Origin of the sequence: Asaia sp. BMEF1 (assembly GCF_051628905.1) — a bacterium.
Taxonomy (GTDB): Bacteria; Pseudomonadota; Alphaproteobacteria; order Acetobacterales; family Acetobacteraceae; genus Asaia.
In genome coordinates this window covers 2,635,001-2,651,258 of the sequence record NZ_CP157575.1, presented here as the reverse complement: position 1 = coordinate 2,651,258, position 16,258 = coordinate 2,635,001, and the positions used below count along the sequence as shown (strand labels likewise).

The following is a 16,258-nucleotide window of genomic DNA, read 5'->3' as shown; positions in this document are numbered from 1 at the left end:
CGGGCTCCCTACCTTCACTGCAAAGACGCAAAGGTAGGTAAAATCACGAGATTTGCGCCGTCATTCAGGATATGTCGTTCTCCTGCCGCGGCGTGATCCGGTTCCACGCATCGAGAGCCGCAATCTTGTAGGCTTCCGCGAGCGTGGGATAATTGAATGTCGCATCGATAAAGTAGTCGACTGTTCCCCCCAGATTGAGCACTGCCTGCCCGATATGGATGAGCTCAGTCGCCCCCTCCCCAATGATATGCACGCCCAGAAGCTTACGATCCTCAAGAGAGATAATCATCTTGAGCATCCCGCCGCGTAATCCCATGATATTGCCACGCGATGTCTCACGAAGTCTGGCAATGCCACATTCATAAGCCAGCCCGGATTTTCTCACCTCTTCCTCGCTCATGCCCACGGTCGATATTTCGGGCACAGAGTAGATCCCATAGGGAAAATACTGGGGTGTATGCGTTATTTCAAAAGCAAAGGCGTGACAGGCCGCAAGCCGCCCCTGCTCCATCGAAGTAGATGCCAGTGAGGGAAAACCGATCACATCGCCCGCCGCATAGATATGCGGAACACTCGTCTGGAAGGTCTTCGGATTGACTGAAAGACGCCCGCGTGAATCCGCCTCGAGCCCGCAAGCCTCCAGATTGAGCGCTCCGGTCGACCCTGACCGCCCTCCTGTATAAAGAAGCATATCGCCTCGCACACGGCGACCGCCTTCAAGGATAGCGACTGGTTGACCGGCTTCCATCTGGATTGCCTCAAGCCTCATTCCCAGTCTGAAACTGACGCCACGCTCTCGGAGTTGATGCATCAATTCAGCGATCAACTCACGATCGACAAATTCGAGAACGTCTTCACGAGCATCGATAATGGTGACCCGAATATCCAGGGCACTGAATATCGTGGCATATTCCATGCCAATGACACCTGCTCCCACAACGATCAGGGAACGCGGCAAGCTATCCAGATGCACAATAGCATCGCTATCGAATATGATGCTGTCATCGAAAGGCACATGGTCTGGACGATGGGGTGTCGTACCGACTGCAATCAGTATTTTCTCAGCCGAAACGATCGTGGCAGCACCTTCCTCTCCCAGAATCTCGATCCGGTGCGTATCGAGGAAGCGAGCCTGGCCGTGCTGAACGCGAACGGTGTTTCGAACGAACTGGTGCTCGAGAACATCGACCTCAAATTCGAGCGTTTTTGAGAGCCGCATACGAAGATCACTCGCAGTGATCTCCGATCTGGCGCGATAGGACTCTCCATAGAACCCGCGCTCACGCCATCCAGTCAGATTGAGCACGGTTTCACGCAATGTTTTCGACGGGATAGTGCCTTTGTGAACGGAGACACCCCCGACGCGGGCCTTTTGCTCAACGACCAGCACAGAGCGCCCAAATTTGGCGGCCTGCACAGCGGCGCGTCGTCCCGCAGGGCCGCTGCCTATAACGACCAGATCGAAATCATATTCGTTCGACATTACAGTCTCCCAGTTCCTGCCCATGCACGCATCTCTCCGTCTGAAACGGGGCCACTTATGGTTGTATGCGTGGTCAGTCTACCGGACAAACGCGTCAGAAAAAGAAATTCAGGAGTGCGCACGACTGAGAAATGTCATATTTTTAAGTGTCTTACGGGCAACCCGCACATATTTTCCGAGACGTATGCAATGACATGTATTGCTTCTACCAGAGTCGTGATGTCGACCTGATGTGCGATGAAACCCGCGCTATTGGCGCCCATGTAAACGCCCGAATGATAGCGATCAGTGGCTATCGCAGCCTTCTGCCGGTTCTGTTGTTTTGCGTACTGAGTGTCTTGTCTGGCGTCATATGGTCGTGCCAGCGGTTTCAGAGGCTAAGCCTTACCAGCCTGAGTTGGTTCACGTTAGCAGACTGAGGATGCGTGTTCTGACTTTGATCGACCTTTGATCGACGAGCTGTTTGAGCCATTCCGGGCGTATGGCTTTCTTCTCTCTGTCGCGACAGGGTCCGAGCCCGATCTAGTCGCATGAGGATTGTATGGTGGGGTTTTTTAGACGCAAAGAACGCCTCGCGCTTTGTAGCTGAGACGTTGAATGGGAATTTTTTGGATATGGTTGCGGGGGCAGGATACCAACTTTGGCGAACTTATCCCCTCTCCCCACGGTTGATTGCCTAACGGTCGCCTTGCAACGCACATTGCACGGCCCACAGGCCGTGCAAAATAATCGTATTGTTTGATGATTTTACTTCGGTTGCGTTTATCGGGACCTAGGTCAGGAAGATCCACTGTCAGAAGGATCCTCCCCTATGCTTGTTCAAGCGCATCGTTTTATCACACTCAACCAACGCCTGGGAAATGCCAGCACGCTCACACCAGGCGACATTGTCGATCTCGCAGCCTTCTACCAGGCGGGCTTCCCAGGCGAAAAAGCCCAGAACGCCGCTCTTCGCAAAGTCCTGCGGCAGATGGATCTTCCCGTAAAGGAATTCGCCTGTGACCTGCACCGAGTCAAAGCCTTGTATGACCTTTTGAAGGGCCCGTCAGGCAGCACCAAGCCTCCAAAAGACACATCCTCTCTCCCCTCCCTGCCGAGGCCGTAATGGAACACGAGGTAGAAAAATGGGAGGGCGCACTTCAGCGAAAATCTACGATTTTCGCGTACGGACCCAACGGGCCGAAAGCATGAGCCATGGCCCTGTATTCCTTACAACATAGCAGCATCGCCGCCACCGACGGGATTGGCAAAACAGCCGCACGATTGCAGTATATCTGTTGTAACCGCCAGGACCTTATCCTGCTTGGAGCACGTCATGGCCTGTCGGCCTATGACACGACCAACCTTCGTACCCTAGCCGAACGTCATGAAACGATGGCTGGCCAAAACGGCCGAATTGCCGAATGCTTCATTATCGCTCTTCCTCGCGAAGGAACGCCGGAGCTTCACCAGTATCTCGTCCGCGACTTTGCAGAAAAAGTCACACATGGCACTGCCCCTTGGATCGCAGCCATCCATTACGACCGACCAGGCAATCCCCATGTCCATCTGATCGCGCTGGAACAGAACAAACCCCGCACCGGAGGAAAAGGACGGCCCAGCAAGGTCATCGGACTGTCCCGAAAAGGGGCGCTGGAACGGGTACGCGAAGAATGGGCCGAAACGCATAACCGCATCATGGCCGGAACTGGGCCACCGATTGATCACCGTTCTCTTGAAGATCGGGGGAAAGGCCATCTCCTCCCCACGCTCCATGAAGGGCCAGCCGCCCGGATCATGCAGGCGCAAGGCAAGCGTCCTGTCAGCCAGACCAAAACCAGAAAAAACGGACAAACCATAGACTGGCCCCAAATCGATGAGGGCCGCACCCGTAGCGAAACAAACACCATCGTGCGGCGCATCAATGCGCTCGCAAGCCAATTGGAGGAACAGGGATATGAGCGACGACACAACCGAGTTTTTCCTGCGCCTTCAAGAGAGCGTGGACCATGCCCGACAGCGAACCGAACGAGCAGCACTCCGCCTACAAGAACGCCTCACGGCAATGGAGCGCATTACGGCACAATGCCAGCACCTTCTGGGGCAGGCAGAGGACCTCCTGGACAGTGCACAGACCCAACTGTCCCAGTCCCAAGTGAAGCCAACAATGCCGCTCTCTCCCCAGCCTTGGATGAGACACACGCTGATGGGCGCCTCGTTATTCCTCACGGGGATGATGTGCGGGTGGCTGATGCCTTAAAATCCACCCCATGGCGTTACTCCCCCCAAGCCTTGCATGAACATGAGCTCCACCTGGTCGCTCTTCTACGTCAGGGTTGGGACACCATGCGCAGTCGAGTGCGCCACATGATCAATGCCGTAGACTGGGCACGTCTATCGTCAAACAGCCCACGACGGCCCCAGAAAACGTCAACTCCGAGGAGCCTATGGCCTAGTTTCCCAAAGCATCATCAGTCGCGCAAAGACATGCAGCGGGGCTGTTAGAGAGGCATCTTAATGGCTTATCGAACACTTTTATCCGAAGGGACACCTACGGGGGGTAAGCAGAATGTCTGTTTAGAAGCTCAAATACTGATATTTGCCATCAAAAAACTTCTCTGTCTTTTAGGCCTGCGGGCTCATCGCGACAGATCGCTTGGACGGGCAAGCCCCCCCTGAAACAAGCAACTCACGACATATACGGGGCTAGTTCCGGATTCGATAGTAATGATTGTTAGTCCATCCGCTACCGGAAAGGGGGGAGTCGTCTTTGGGCTGCAGTCCAACACACACAGAAGCGCTATCCGATTGCCTGCTCCAACTGCGTAACTTGCTGCCTGCTCTGCGAATTTCTTGCAATCGTCAGGGAGAAGTCTCTTTGAGCGCTCTGATTTGAGCTCGATCTTAATCCCTCGAAAGCTGAGGTCAACTTTGCCGCCCGCAATCTCACCTTGAACCTCAAGCTCACTGCCAATGACGGTATTGGAGCGCAGAAAGGACTGAAAATCAGCTTGGAACATGGCCTCGTCGATCTGCTTTGGATAGCGCTTGTCCTGCACTGACTGGCCCATGAGGTTCGCCACCGGGGTAAGCAACGTCAGCAGGTCGCGAACATGGGCTTCCGAAATTAGTGGCTCAAGGCGCAGCTTCTCACGCAACTGGATGATTTTCATATCCAACTCGCTATAACCGGTCAGCGGGTGTCGCGATGTGTCAGTGCCATCGAGACGGAGCGTTCGCTGGCCAGCAAGCACGATCGCTTCGTCGTACTTCGGTTGCGGCTGAAACTCAGCTGAATAACGGAATTCAAGTGGCCTCGCATTAAACCCCTGCGAGGCGTGCAAAGCCATCCGGCCCTGACGTTGAAACACGTAGGGCAGTGGACCATGAGGCTTCAAGAACTCAAAAGAGGGAAAATCCCAAGTGCTGGGAGGCTCGATTGACATGGGTTCTATCACGAGCCGTTCGGCGTATTCGGGCCACCTCGACACCCGAATGGTCAGATCTAGATCATGAACCTGTCCCGTGCTCAGATTATGCACTGTATCTGCGGGCTTTCCGTCGATCATGAACTCTAGAAAAGCAACGGCGATCTCTTCAGACTTGACAGACACCCCGTCGGCCGTGAGCGGTTCGAAATTGCGCTTCTTGCTGCCAAAGATGGCGACGGGCATTTCCCGTTGTGCAACCGCGCTACGTAGCGCCGGCACCGAAGAGACGTCGAGATCGTCATTGATCGGGGCAAGCGCAGCGACGAGCGCCAATTCATAGGCCGAGTGATTAGCATCGGCGGCGAAGGTGCGATATTGAAGCCGACCCGCACGAAGGAACCGATCAGCATCAACCGCTGCGTTATGTACCGCCTCACTCCAGTCAGCGAGAAGACCCAAGATTTTGAGTGAGAACGCGAACGCTTGCCAGTCCTGCGCTGCGGTTGCTGATCCGAAAAGCTGCGCAGCAGACAACACGTCTTCGGCCCTAGCGCGCAATTCATCGCCGCCTGCGGTGTCCGGATAAACGGCGATCGCTTCGATCGCGGCGATCCTAGAAGGGTAGGCTTGAGCGAGCACGACGTTCACGCTCATCCTCCCGATCCTGTGTGTCGACTGCAGCGGCCTCGCTCCAGGCGCGACCTGTTTCCCCAATCGCGTCCATATCCCGAGCAGAAACAGCATGCTCGAAACGCAGGGCGAGCTGCGGCCAGCGCAGCAACGTCCTACGACGTCGCATTCTTATCGTGTCACCATTATTGTCCAGAAGCGCGGTCACGAGAGCATCAGCCTCGTCGAGCATATCCGTTCGGAGAAACGCGTCTACAATGCCAAGTGATGTCTTAAGGTCGTCATTCAGCACTGTAATCGCTGCATCATGAAAGGCCTGAGCGCTGGTCCTGAAACCATCAGGACTCACTTGGCCCAGGAGGTTCATAGCCGCATCGGACTGATTGTGCCGATCGACAAGATGCGGGACCATACGCGCGGCGAGCTTGGCAAACTCAGGCTCGGAACCAAGGCTATAGGACAACGACTGTATATCGGAGCGCAGAAATAGCGGCTCGATGCCCATTGCGACTTCGATCAGATAGCGCCTAACTTTTGCGCTTCCTTCGCCAAAGAGATCAACCATACCGGACAGAATGCGAACGCATTTTGCAAGGAACTGGTCCTCGTTCGACTGGACTCGATAATAATGAATCAGGTTCAGGATCGCTAGGGCTGCGTTAGGCCGAAACTGCTCGGGCAGGGTTGCGCGCTGGAAGGCATTCACCGCTGCCTTATGGACGGCGACATATTGATCCCACAACAAGGCGCTAAACGCTTCGAACAGGAGATCAGGAATATTCGCCCTGCTCCGATATGGGAGTTCGCCGACGGCGGTTGCCGCATAAGAACGGCCCAGCACTGATGATCCGACGAGAGCAGTATAAAGGTGTGGCAACACCAGCTTCAATCCGGCAAGATCGCCGGAAAGCGCCTTCGTCGCGCCTAGCAGCGCGCCACGAAGATTGTCGCGCCCATCCGGAATGGTGTCGAACATGCCAACGATCTTGGCCACCGATGCATTGTCACCCGCCGCCGCCTTACTTGCCCATTTGACAAATTCATCTATCAGTCCGCGCATCATAGAACGCCTATTCCTGCGCTCCATGATAGCCAGAAAATCATCTCCGGGCTGCTCTTTCTCGGCGTCCAGTTCCGCCAGTCGGTCATCCAGCAGAAAGAGTGCGCCGACGAACGCATCGAGCTGCTCTCGAACCACAAGCTCCAACCCCCTCGTACCTGCGCGAAACGCCGATGTCACTTCTTCGAGAACCTTATCGTCACGCTCGACTGTGGTCGCCCAGATAAGACGAGGGAGTGCGAGGGAATGGCGCGGCGATGTGGCGGGGACTGGCGGCTCATCGTATCCGACACGGACGGCGAGCGCGTATGCCATCATGACCCGCGCGCGGTGGGAGGGTGGCGCTCCCTCGTAAAGCGATTGGAGCAGTCTATCGACCTCTTGTGGCAAGGCGTCGAACGCATCATTCATGGCTTCTGCCAGATCGGGAAGCCGGTCGTCATTGTCTTTCAGGTCGCTCACCAGCGATGGGGCGCGGACATAAACTGACATCAAGCTTCGCAAAATGGGCGCCGCAACCTTCGCGTTTGAGCCCCTCAACGCGTGCAAACCGCGGCCGGCACGCTCGACCAATGCCCGCTCGCCACTCAAAAGCATGCACTCAATCGCTGCGATCATTTCACTGGGAAACTGTTGATGCAATGCCACGAGAAACGCGGAATCGCGTGACATGCGCTGTTCACTACCGCCATGGAAAAATTCACGGTCGTCGGGATCGGCAAGGTTAATGGCGGAGTCGACAATGTCAGGGATGACGCCGGCAGAAACCACATGAATGCGTGGCAGGAGCTTCTCCACTGCGGAGCGAACCGTATGTCCCCGATGAAGCATCGTAATTGCCAGGGTGACTATCTCGGCGTCATCGGCACCGACGGCATCAAGGATGATAAGTGCCGCCTCGGCGAACCAGGGTTGGTCCTTCGCCAACCCGGAAACATATACCACCAGTTCGGGAGTGAAATGCTCGGGTGCGAGCCGCGCGCTTTGGGTTACACGTTCGAAGTTTTCCGCAGTGCGATGGGCGTCGAACAGGCCGATATCGTCAAGCAAAGTACGGGCGATCGCACCAAGGTTTGGGGCAAGGAGCGCGCGGACCGCGTTCCTTGCCTCAAGTGCTTTTGCCGCCAGCTCGGCGTCCAATGCGTCGCGTGCCTCTCGGGTGGCGCGTGCACGGTCGCGCTCAGCAATGATCTCAAGCAGGTTCGGCAGCCGCAGGGGCTGACGGTGCTGGCAACTGATGCAATTCCTATCGTAGAAATCGATGACAGCGTCGCGAAGATCCCAGCATGACATGCCGCCTTCAGGTGCGAAATCGCAGCGCATGCCGTGAAGTCCTATCGGCAGGCCCGTAGCCTGTTCGATCATCCCTGTTCCGCCCAACTTCTCGACACGTGCACTCGCGCAGTAGTTACTTACAAGCACCATCGTGTCGCGATTACGCTCACCAGCCTTGATGGTATCCTCAATGTCGCGCATCTGCCCCGGCACCGTTGTTCCATATAATATCGGCACAGAGATAATCCATTGCAAGGATTGTGAATGCGCAATTTCTTGTCGTTCATTCCAAGCCGTTGATCGATGAATTTAGGGTAAATTTTTAATGCGGCAGCTTGATTCTTGAAGGGCATCTATGTTGGCATGCTCGCCCCCCCATAATCGAAGCTATCGCGCTCAGAGACCGACCGAGCACAATGCCCCAAAATTGGTCTATTACCCTTCTCTTAGCAAGGTCGGCTTTTGGACGCCCCTCACAACAGCGTGGATGTCTGCCTTGAGGCGTAAGCGGCCATATATTCGTGCCTATCGGCCAACGTTTCCGTCTATGGGCAATGGCCACCGCCGTTTGGCAAGTGCCATGCTCTGCCCCAGCAATAAGCCTGCGCACTTTTTGCAGACGGGTTGCTGACGCGTTTTTTTGCCGATAATCCGCAGAAAACCGGCGCTTTCTTGGACATGCAGACGCTGACGGGGGTCCCCATCGTCGCGGTCATTATTCCTTATCCAGAATAAAAATCGCTCCGCTGGCATTTTTTTGGCGTCATCAGCTTCCCTCGCCCCTGTTCTGGACCCAGGTGTCCTTGTACGGCGCGTGCGTCGCCGTCTCCCCCTCATCCAGCATAAGGAGCGCGTCTGATGGCCCGTCATCCCTCTCGCAAAAAGAAAGCGCGACGATTACCCTCATCTGCACAAATCTCGATCTTCGATCAGATCCCAGAGAACCTCACGGAAGCCCAACAAGCAACGCTGCAAGGCTTCCTCAACCTAAGAACGACCAATACCAAATGGCGCGGCCGAGACATCGTCCCACCTGATACATTTTTGGCGACAGTCATTGATCGCTTTCATCACGGCTGCGATGTACCCTTGGAAATTCCAGCCTTTACGGCCCTGCACGGCCTTGCAGCTTGGCTTCTCGACCAGAATATCCAGATTTCCGTTGCCGGAAGCATGGTTCGTCCGGACCTCTGGACCACTGTTCTGGCGGAAAGCGGCGCGAGCAAAACCTATGCCACCCGTGTCCTGCAAAATATTATGGCGCTCCGCCGGTTTCCCGAGGTCACAACAGCCGCACAATTCGTCGCAGACCTTCGGGAGCACAACCATGCAGCCTGGTTTCAGGATGAGTGGGGCCAGTTGATCAAGCGGATCAACAACCAAACCTACGCGGACGAAATCCGCGACTACCTGCTGCGTCTGTACGACAACCAAAGCATCTCCCGCCGCACCAAAACCCAGACCCTTGAAGTCAAGGATCCAGCCCTGGTCATCTTGGGAACAACGGTCACAGACACATTCCTGCAAAACGTCACGCTGGAAAGCATGCTGGATGGCTTCATGCAGCGTTTCCAATATGTCATCGCCGAACGCAGACCCGAGCCGCCCATGCCGCTCTACACCATGGACGATGCCCCCACATCCAGAGCCTTGACGGAAGCTTGGGAGAGGGTGCGCACTACAACCCTTCATCCGCTCTATACTGCCTCCCCCGAGGCCATAGAGGTCTATTGCACACAGTTTCGGAGGCTCTTTCGAGACCATGCCACCGTGCCGTCCAGTTTCTTCCGTCGGATCTTGTGGCGGAGCTTCAAATATGCGCTCGTTTACCATGTGCTCCTGCACAAGGAGACATCAGAAATCGACGCCGGGGATTTAGGCTGGGCTATCCGTGTCGCCGAACTGCACCTTCAAGACGCCCGCAACCTCTTGGACCGCTATAATATGTCGGACCTGGAAAAAGTGGTGTGCAAAGCCGAAGCCCTCGCTCGGCGCCTGGGGCACGCGCCTTCCCCACGAGAGCTCATCGCGGGGGTTCGAGACATTAAAAATGCCCCTATGGCGCGCTTTGTTCAGGACCTCATGCGGCCCCAGGAGCCGCAGCGTGATGCCCATGAGTCATCACGCCCGATGGCTGCCTAAAGGGGCGGGGCCTTTCTTCCCCGCCCTGTTACTAAAGTAGATAGAGCCAGGATTCCCTGATAATTTTGGCCTTTTGTTCGGCCGAAATGGCGCCGTCGGCATGCATTATCGTGGCAAGGCTCCGCAAGAAGCGCTGCATCTTTATACCCCTCCCAAAGACGACGATTTGGTTATTCCTAATCGTTTCAATGGACGAAATCCGTACTTTGTAGAACGGTAATTGCCGCTCCAACGGGATTTGACAGGCGTAGCGCCCATAAAGTGACGCCGCATGCGGGCCGCAGTTATCATTTGGCCCCAAAGTCAGGAAGATCTTCCGCTTGTCTCGCTCTACCTCTCGATGGGCCCGTTCCATGAAGCACGCCCAAAGCCGACCGTTATATGGCGGGTTAATCCAAATCAGTCTGCCATCCCACGAGCGCATGAGTGACCCGAACGGCCCTTCTGCCGTATAGCGCTTTCTCGCTGGCAGCGGCAGCAATTGCGCTTCAATGTTATGATGATGCTGCGCAGGAATAACGCTCCATGGAATCATTCGCCGCGCATCCTCGGACAGAGGCGCGTCGTAATGGCCCGTATCGCTCATCGAACAGGCATCAAGGTCATATGTTGACCTTCCCGCGGCTTTCAGGCCCCATTGGTAGATGAAAGCGAGCGTGTAGCATTCATCCCCTGCCCCTTTCACCGTCGGAAGTGCCCATTTTGCAAGCAGGAGGCGTCGAGCAAGACCCGTTTGGGTAGTATGTTTCAGTGTCTTGAGGTCTTCCAGAGCCAGCGGCCTCTCATCCCAAGGCAAGAAGAAGTCGACCGCCTTTTTATTGGTATCTGGTTGATACTGGACGGGGCTGAGGTAAACGTCTTGTGATGAACAGGGGCTGGCATGCGCATCTCGCACGCGAATACGGAAGCCCTCCCCATTTGCTTCGACCCGGACGGCTCCCTGTGTAGTGTGCAGAACACGACGCACACTGACAGCCTGCACCTTCGTCGCGAAGTACGGATCGATGAGCACTTTTACGGAGGCCAGGACATATTGACCCGCCCTAATTTTGAGGGTGCTCGCGTCGGCCTTGGCAATGATGAGGATGACGGTTGGCGGCCCCTGCCCGTCTCCGACGACCGAGAGGGAAGACCCGCGAAAGGTGGGGCAAGCGTATTTTGTAGGGAGAACAGCGGCACGGTTGTCGTTAGCCGGAACTGGCGCTGAGACAGCAAGATTGTCGTTGGCCGAAGCGGGAGCGGCGCGGTGACGGAGCAAGTCCGGAATCCAGCACCTGATGCGACGGGTATTCAGGTGGTGCATAACCTGATCCATCATCTTGTTTGTATAGTCGGCGGCGCGTTTGCGGCTTTTTGCGGAGAGTAGCATGATCTAGCCTCCCCTTAGCGTGCGCAAACGACGTCGGCGCGCTGCACGCCGTTGTCGTTGGTTGCGACGAACTCGCGGACAGCCTGACGGGCTAGCAAGTCGATGAAGGGACGCAGTGCGAAGAGCAGTTCCGCATCGGGGGTGAGGGTATCATTGGCGAGGGTGGCATGTCGTTTGGGCATTGGGATATTCTCCTATGAAGATCGCTATTGCCCCCGTCTCGCTCTGCGCTTTTCCTAAGCGAGGCACTTCCCGGGGGACATAGGGCCCCCCGGGAAGTGCTCGCCAACCCCCTTTTTTTCTTTCTTGAGGCTGGCCCTTTTCCCCGTATAAGAAGCTATGCAAGAACCTATTGGTTCTTAACTAATGAGAAGGAGAAGAAGAAGATTTCCCCGCCTTAATCGGATGATCAGAACCTTGCCAGAAACACCGTTCCAGTCCGTACAGGAGACGCCTTCAATGGAGCCGACCACGCCCTCAGACGCGACGGATATTCCCGCCCCGCTGTGGCAGACAATCGACGTCATCAATGTTCAGGAGATGGAATGGCTTGTTCCAGATGTGATTCCCAAAAAGGCACTCATCTGCCTCTATGGTGCGCCCAATTGCGGGAAAACTTTTCTTGCCCTGCACATTGCGCTTTGCCTGATCATCGGGGTTGATTGCTTCCCAGCTGAGGCGGCAGATACACCCCCCAAACCGGCCCTGCCTGCCGCCCCGCAGCGTACGGTCGTATATATGCTCGCCGAAGCGCCAGACAGCATCGGCCGAAGAATTGCCGGTTGGTTGGAGCATTTTCATTATGATCGGGTCACGGCTCAGCCGATTATTTCGCAGGGTCTTTTTGCATCAAGCCACACCCATCGTGTCAAACTGACATCGATCGCGCAAATTGACACGTTCGCCGCAGAACTCGACAGGATGAACATTCATCCGGATCTCATCATTTTTGATCCGTTAATCAGCACGCTCGAAGGCGATGAAAATGATGCCTCTCAAATGGATCGCCTCATCACCGGCATGGACGCACTGCGACAAAAATTCGACTGCTCAATCATGGTGATCCACCACCCCGGCAAAGATGCGCGCATGATCGAACGTGGTAGCTCAGCCCTCCGGGGCGGCGTCGATACCCATATCGCTGTCCATAACGAGGCTGATCTTGTCGATGCGGAAGGTGCACCACTCGCTCATCGTATTCGCCTCGACATTGAGAAGCAGCGCGAAGCGCCACGATCTCCGTTTTTCTATCTCTCCATGCACCCGATCCAGGGGCCCCTCAACGCCCGAGATCGAGAATCAAAAAATGTTGAACTGGGACGTGCCCCCAATCCGAGCCATGCCCCGACCCGTCCGGAAATCGCCGCCAGCAAGCACGTCCGTCCGGATCGGAAAAACACACAACGTACGCGCAGAACCATTCCAGAACCTCTGATTGGAGCCCCCGCGCTCCGTCCCGCCATCAGCAACAAGGCCTATCACGAAGCCTTACGATGCTCTTTCGCTGCAAGCAAAATGGGCGACGGCACCTTCACAAAGGCGGATGTTTGGCGTGCTCATAAGGAGAATGCACGCAAGAGCGGCAAGAAAGAATTTTCGGAACCATATTTTTACAAGGTCATGGACCGCGTCGTCGAACAATCCAACCAGGTCCGGCACGTCGAAGGCGAAAAAACGCTTTATTGGAGCGGCGAAGCAGCAAAGGATACGCCGAAAAAACGGCCACCAAAAACAGACCTGAACCCGCCGCGCGACAACACAGACCACCAATAGCGTCTCCTGTTGACGCGAACTGGTCTGGACATGTCACGGGAGATCGCGCTGAGTGGTTTTGAGCGGAAGAAGCAGACGAGACAAACGATGACGGAATGTGTTGCCCTGTATGGCCGGTTTTCAGATGACCGGCAGAACGCATCGAGTGCCCAGGATCAGATCCGTCAATGTCGACGCCGCGCAGAAGCTGAGGGCTGGACCATCTGCGCTGAATATATCGACGAGGCCATATCAGGTGCAGTCAGAAACCGTCCCCAATATCAAAAACTCCGTCATGCCCTCGACGATGGTGAGTTTACGATTGTCATGGCGGAATCTTTGGACCGACTCTCCCGCTCCCAAGAAGAGACGGCCAATCTTTACGAGATGTGCCGCTACCGAAAGGTCCGTCTGTTCACGCTATCAGAGGGCTGGATCAGCGAACTCCAAGTTGGGTTTTCATCGACGATCAACGCGGTCTATCTGCGACACGTAGCCGAGAAAACCCATCGTGGGCTGAGCAGCCGGATTGAGTCAGGACGCTCGGCAGGGGGCTTGTCTTACGACTATAGGGTTCCCATCCAACCCAACGGTCTGCCGCAAACCGGACAGCTTGAAATTGTCGCAGAACAGGCCGTGGTGATCCGACGCATTTTCGCGGAGTATGGGCGCGGGATCTCTCCCCGCAGCATCGCCGCAGCCTTGAACGCGGACGGGGTTCCTGTGCCCCAACACGGAGCGCGTCGTGGCGACGGCACCTGGCGGGCCAATGCGATCCAAGGCAATAGAAAGCGCGGTACTGGTATCCTTAACAACGAACTCTATATCGGACGACGCGTCTGGAACCGTCTGCGCTATGTCCACCCGCCAGGCGAAAGCAGACGCGTTTCGCGCCTAAATCCAGAGACCGAATGGAAAATTGAAGAGGTCCCGTCCCTGCGTATCGTGGACCAAGATATCTGGGACACAGCCCGAGAGCGCCAAAGACGGATTGATGCCGTCCGTGCTGAGAAAGATACCGGCGATGCCACCCATCTGAGCGGAACCCATGCCAGCCGTCGTCCGACTTATCTCCTCTCGGGCCTGGTCCGGTGTGGGGCATGCGGAGGCACGATGAATATCGCAGGCAGCGGCATCCGCCGTTTTTATTGTTCCAATGCACGAGAAAAAGGCCGCACGGTTTGTCAGGGCATGAAGGGCCTGCGCAAGGACGTGTTGGAACATACCATCGTCCACGGTCTCAAAGAGCATTTGATGCAGCCCGAAGCGGTCCAGGAGTTTTCTGACCGCTACGCCGCCCATCAGCGGAGTCTGGATGCAGGCCGCGAAGAAACCGTGCGTCATCTGCGAACCTCCCTCTCCCGGACGGAAAAAGAAATCGCGAACGTGATGACTGCCATTAAGGCAGGAATCTTTACCGAAACCACGAAGTCCGAACTAGAAGTTTTGGAAGCGCGGCGTAAACAGCAAAGCGATGCTGTGGCGCAGGCGCAGGCGGTTGCGCCGGCCCTGCCGCCTAATCTGGCCGAGCTCTACCGTGCGACGATTACCAATCTCACCGAGAGCCTAACCCACCCTGACACCGTGCTGGACTCATCGGAGGCCATGCGGGGCCTGATTGACCGCATCATCGTCTCTTGGGACACCGAGCATGCGGAACACCGGATCGAGTTAGAGGGTAAGTTGGTCGCGCTATTGAACGCGGGCCGCACAACAAGGGCGCAGAAAGCAAAAAACGCCTCGGGCGATGAAGCTGAGGCGTTATCGGAAAGTTCGTTAAAGTTGGTTGCGGGGGCAGGATTTGAACCTGCGGCCTTCAGGTTATGAGCCTGACGAGCTACCGGGCTGCTCCACCCCGCGTTGGGTGGGGTGTTGTGTGTGGGGTGGATCAGGGGACCTGGCGGCGACCGACTTTTCCGCATCTTAAGATGCAGTATCATAGGCGCTGGGGCGTTTCACGTCCGAGTTCGGGATGGGATCGGGTGGAAGTCTCCCGCCATAGCCACCAGGTCTTCTGATCCACCCGACCTCTGGTGTGTCGGTGTGGGAGGTTGGTGTGTTTGTATGATGAGTATGTTTTGCGTGGATGATTGCTATGCATGTGTATGCTCTGTCTTGCAGAGCGTTGTGTGAGCGATATGGGCGATTAGGACCGGTTAGCTTCACGTGTTACCACGCTTCCACACCCGGCCTATTGACGTGATGGTCTTTCACGGCCCTGTGAGACCTAGTTTTGAGGTGGGTTTCCCGCTTAGATGCTTTCAGCGGTTATCCCGTCCATACTTAGCTACCCGGCTGTGCCGCTGGCGCGACAACCGGTACACCAGAGGTATGTTCATCCCGGTCCTCTCGTACTAGGGACAAATCCTCTCAAGTCTCATACACCCACGGCAGATAGGGACCGAACTGTCTCACGACGTTCTAAACCCAGCTCACGTACCACTTTAATCGGCGAACAGCCGAACCCTTGGGACCTGCTCCAGCCCCAGGATGTGATGAGCCGACATCGAGGTGCCAAACCTCCCCGTCGATGTGGACTCTTGGGGGAGATCAGCCTGTTATCCCTAGAGTACCTTTTATCCGTTGAGCGATGGCCCGTCCACGTGGGACCACCGGATCACTATGGCCGACTTTCGTCTCTGTTCGAGCTGTCACTCTCACAGTCAGGCGGGCTTATGCCATTGCACTCGACAGTCGGTTTCCGACCGACCTGAGCCCACCATCGCGCGCCTCCGTTACACTTTGGGAGGCGACCGCCCCAGTCAAACTGCCCACCATGCAGGGTCCCGGACCAGGCTAGACTGGTCTCGGTTAGACATCAGAAAAATTCAGGGTGGTATTTCAAGGACGGCTCCACCGAAGCTGGCGCCTCGGTTTCATAGCCTCCCACCTATCCTACACAGGATGTCTCTGATGCCACTGCAAAGCTGCAGTAAAGGTTCATAGGGTCTTTCCGTCTGACCGCGGGTACCCCGCATCTTCACGGGGAATTCAATTTCGCTGAGTCGATGCTGGAGACAGTGGGGAAGTCGTTACGCCATTCGTGCAGGTCGGAACTTACCCGACAAGGAATTTCGCTACCTTAGGACCGTTATAGTTACGGCCGCCGTTTACCGGGGCTTCAATTCAATGCTTGC

General features: G+C 56.0%; 10 protein-coding genes, 1 tRNA gene and 2 rRNA genes (1 of these 13 only partly in view). 5 read left to right on the top strand and 8 right to left on the bottom strand.

Features of this window, described 5'->3' with window-relative positions:
- Positions 1-64: 64 nt before the first annotated feature.
- Positions 65-1,483 carry a Si-specific NAD(P)(+) transhydrogenase gene (sthA, locus tag ABHV46_RS11805; protein ID WP_336946730.1) on the bottom strand — a complete coding sequence of 473 codons (1,419 nt, stop codon included), beginning with the start codon at positions 1,481-1,483 and terminating at the stop codon, positions 65-67.
- An 811-nt stretch (positions 1,484-2,294) separates the two neighbouring features.
- Here sthA and ABHV46_RS11800 point away from each other — a divergent pair.
- Complete coding sequence (locus ABHV46_RS11800) at positions 2,295-2,588, top strand: hypothetical protein (RefSeq protein ID WP_438381618.1); 294 nt, start codon at positions 2,295-2,297, stop codon at positions 2,586-2,588.
- Between the two features lie 89 nt (positions 2,589-2,677).
- Positions 2,678-3,967 (top strand): MobA/MobL family protein, encoded by a 1,290-nt coding sequence (locus tag ABHV46_RS11795; RefSeq protein ID WP_438381617.1) that lies wholly within the window; start codon positions 2,678-2,680, stop codon positions 3,965-3,967.
- Positions 3,968-4,101: 134 nt separating this feature from the next.
- Here ABHV46_RS11795 and ABHV46_RS11790 read toward each other — a convergent pair whose 3' ends face one another.
- Together ABHV46_RS11790 and ABHV46_RS11785 are read right to left on the bottom strand one after the other, a co-directional pair.
- Positions 4,102-5,547, bottom strand: a complete 1,446-nt coding sequence (locus ABHV46_RS11790; protein WP_438381616.1) for a hypothetical protein — start codon at positions 5,545-5,547, stop codon at positions 4,102-4,104.
- Positions 5,507-8,059 carry a hypothetical protein gene (locus ABHV46_RS11785; protein ID WP_438381615.1) on the bottom strand — a complete coding sequence of 851 codons (2,553 nt, stop codon included), beginning with the start codon at positions 8,057-8,059 and terminating at the stop codon, positions 5,507-5,509. Before ABHV46_RS11785 ends, ABHV46_RS11790 begins: the two co-directional genes overlap by 41 nt.
- 657 nt (positions 8,060-8,716) lie before the next feature.
- Here ABHV46_RS11785 and ABHV46_RS11780 point away from each other — a divergent pair.
- Positions 8,717-10,000, top strand: a complete 1,284-nt coding sequence (locus ABHV46_RS11780; protein ID WP_438381614.1) for a DUF3987 domain-containing protein — start codon at positions 8,717-8,719, stop codon at positions 9,998-10,000.
- Positions 10,001-10,031: 31 nt separating this feature from the next.
- On the opposite strand, the gene ABHV46_RS11775 is transcribed toward ABHV46_RS11780, so the two are convergent.
- Together ABHV46_RS11775 and ABHV46_RS11770 are read right to left on the bottom strand one after the other, a co-directional pair.
- Positions 10,032-11,369, bottom strand: coding sequence for a hypothetical protein (locus ABHV46_RS11775; RefSeq protein ID WP_438381613.1), 1,338 nt, complete (start codon positions 11,367-11,369; stop codon positions 10,032-10,034).
- Positions 11,370-11,383: 14 nt separating this feature from the next.
- Positions 11,384-11,551 (bottom strand): hypothetical protein, encoded by a 168-nt coding sequence (locus ABHV46_RS11770; protein WP_438381612.1) that lies wholly within the window; start codon positions 11,549-11,551, stop codon positions 11,384-11,386.
- 277 nt (positions 11,552-11,828) lie between these two features.
- Here ABHV46_RS11770 and ABHV46_RS11765 point away from each other — a divergent pair, with 277 nt between their 5' ends.
- Together ABHV46_RS11765 and ABHV46_RS11760 are read left to right on the top strand one after the other, a co-directional pair.
- Positions 11,829-13,142, top strand: coding sequence for an AAA family ATPase (locus ABHV46_RS11765; protein ID WP_438381611.1), 1,314 nt, complete (start codon positions 11,829-11,831; stop codon positions 13,140-13,142).
- A gap of 30 nt (positions 13,143-13,172) precedes the next feature.
- Positions 13,173-14,948, top strand: a complete 1,776-nt coding sequence (locus ABHV46_RS11760) for a recombinase family protein (protein ID WP_438384380.1) — start codon at positions 13,173-13,175, stop codon at positions 14,946-14,948.
- Here the strand turns inward: ABHV46_RS11760 and ABHV46_RS11755 are convergent.
- The 3 genes from ABHV46_RS11755 to ABHV46_RS11745 form a co-directional block, all read right to left on the bottom strand.
- Positions 14,905-14,981 (bottom strand) — tRNA-Met (locus tag ABHV46_RS11755). The two genes, ABHV46_RS11760 and ABHV46_RS11755, sit on opposite strands and share 44 nt — an antisense overlap.
- A 35-nt stretch (positions 14,982-15,016) precedes the next feature.
- Positions 15,017-15,131, bottom strand: a 5S ribosomal RNA gene (gene rrf, locus ABHV46_RS11750).
- Positions 15,132-15,247: 116 nt separating this feature from the next.
- Positions 15,248-16,258: ribosomal RNA gene (locus tag ABHV46_RS11745) — 23S ribosomal RNA — on the bottom strand; it runs 1,730 nt beyond the window's last position.